At 70.7% G+C, this 2,220-nt stretch carries 1 protein-coding gene and 1 pseudogene; one reads left to right on the top strand and one right to left on the bottom strand.

What is annotated here, in order from left to right:
- Nucleotides 1–195: 195 nt before the first annotated feature.
- Nucleotides 196–1,173: an integron integrase gene (locus tag O9335_RS12790; protein ID WP_298388698.1), complete on the top strand. Its 978-nt coding sequence runs from the start codon at nucleotides 196–198 to the stop codon at nucleotides 1,171–1,173.
- A 52-nt stretch (nucleotides 1,174–1,225) separates the two neighbouring features.
- On the opposite strand, the pseudogene O9335_RS12795 reads toward O9335_RS12790, so the two are convergent.
- Nucleotides 1,226–2,220 (bottom strand): annotated as a pseudogene (locus O9335_RS12795) (hypothetical protein); the annotation flags it as partial.

Here is a 2,220-nt window from a genome sequence, read left to right on the forward strand (position 1 = left end):
CCGTCATGCATTTCTCCCCTGTTGACTGTTGTTTTATCCAGTAGCAAACTGCGCCCTAAGTCGGCCGATCCCGCAGGTGCTCTGCAGGCAATGCGCCGATGCTAGGAGGCCATCATGCTGCAAGCCCCTCACGGCCGCGAGGCTGAGTTTGCCCCAACTCGAGGCCAGGCTCGACCGCTCAGGCTGGTGGCGCCGATGCCGCCCCTCAAGGCCCCCAAGCTGTTGGATCAAGTGCATGAGCGCATCCGCTACCTGCACTACAGCCAGCGCACCGAAGACGCCTATGTGCATTGGATTCGCGCCTTCGTCCGCTTTCATGGCCTGCGCCACCCCACGGAGCTGGGTGCGCCTGAAGTTGAATCGTTCCTGCGCTTCTTGGCCGCGGAACGCAAGGTCGCACCGTCCACCCACAACCAGGCGCTGGCCGCGCTGATCTTTTTGTACGCCAAGGTGCTGGGCTTGTCCCTGCCGTGGATGCAGGAGATCGGCCGGCCCAGGGCTTCACGGCATGTGCCCGTGGTGCTCACACCCAGCGAAGTCACGGCGGTGCTGGACGGGCTACAAGGTGAGCACCGTTTGCTGGGCCGGCTGCTGTACGGAACCGGGTTGCGCATCTCGGAGGCGCTGCAATTGCGCGTCAAGGATGTGGACTTCGGCCATCAGGCCTTGGTGGTGCGCCAGGGCAAGGGCAAGAAGGACAGGGTCGTGATGCTGCCCGCCAGCTTGCAGCCGGCACTGAAGGATCAGTTGCTGGCTGCTCATGGGCTTTGGGAAGAGGATGTTGCTGCGGATCGCAGCGGCGTCGAGTTGCCGGACGCGCTGGAGCGCAAGTACCCGCGGGCTGGCCACAGCTGGGCATGGTTTTGGGTGTTTCCGCAGGCCCACCATTCGAACGACCCGCGCAGTGGGGTGGTGCGCCGGCACCATCTGTACGACCAGACTTTTCAGCGCGCGTTCAAGCGGGCGGTGCAGGCGGCGGGCATTGCCAAGTTGGTGACGCCGCATACCTTGCGCCACTGCTTTGCAACCCATTTGCTGCAGTCGGGCTACGACATTCGTACCGTCCAAGATTTGCTGGGCCATGCCGATGTGGCCACCACGATGATTTACACGCATGTGCTGAAGCTGGGCGGCGGCGCGGTGCGCTCGCCCTTGGATGCCCTGAGGGATTGACCCGGCCCACGGGCCCGAGTTCGCGGCGTCGGCCTCAGCCGGCGGGCCGTCCTCACCACTTGCAGCCTTTGCCCCGCGCGGTGTCCACGGCCAGGAACGCGGCGCCGATGAGGCCTTTGTCGGCGTGGGCCTTGCGGCAGTCTTCGCGGGCGGCTTCTTCGACGGATTTTTCCAGCTTGGACTTGGCCTCGGGCACGGCGGGCAGGACTTCGAGCAGTCCGGTGGTGCGCCGGGCGGTGGGGCCCAGGGGCCGAGGCAAGGCGAGGTTGAGGGGGCGCGGTGGGTCGCTGGCCTGGGCGGAAGGGGCGGTGGCCACGTCGTGCCCGACTTGGGCGCCGGCGTCGGGAGAGCCGGGCGCGGCCAGGGGGCCGGGGGTGGCGGCTTGGGGGGTGTCGCCCCGAAGCGAGTCGGTGGGCGCGGTGCTGGCGGTGGCGCTGGTGCTGGCCTCGGCGCGCGCCGCGGGCAGCTCGCGGCCCAGGGCGTCGGCCGGCAGGGGGGCGATGCGATCGGGCAGGCGCTGGGCCAGGCCTTCGGCCAGGCGCCCATTGGTGGGCAGGGGGGTGGCGTCGCGGGCGGTCGTGGCCAGGGCGCGGGCGGGGGCGTCGAGGGTGCGCAGTTCGGGCGCGGGAGGCACGTCGGGCAGGCTGGGTGCAGTGGGCAGGGCTTGTTGCAAGGCGCGGGCGGTTTGGGTGGGCGCGGTGCTGGGCACGCGCTCGCGCGCGACGCGTGGCGCGCTGCGCTCGGGGTTGCCCAGGGTGCGCAGTTCGGGTGCGGGGGGCACGTCGGGCAAGGCGGGGGCGGCGCTCAAGGGGGCGCGCAGCGCGGCACCTGCGACCACGGGGGCGGGGCGCCGTTCGCGCGCGGCCAGGGCGGGCGCCCGTGCGGGCGATTCCAGCATGCGGAGTTCGGGCGGGGGTTCGGGCAGGCTGGGCGCTGCCGCGATGGGGGCCAGGCGGGAGGGCGAGGGGCTGGGCGGGGCGCGCAGGGCCTCGCGGGGGGTTTGGGTGCGGGCGCGGTCGGGGGTGGACAGCTGGGCCAGTTCGGGCG

The sequence above is a fragment of the Inhella sp. genome (assembly GCF_027532025.1).
Taxonomy (GTDB): domain Bacteria; phylum Pseudomonadota; class Gammaproteobacteria; order Burkholderiales; family Burkholderiaceae_C; genus Inhella.

Coding starts and splice junctions, on each gene's coding strand:
- O9335_RS12790 (WP_298388698.1), top strand. CDS start 196: ATGCCGCCCCTCAAGGCCCCCAAGCTGTTGGATCAAGTGCATGAGCGC.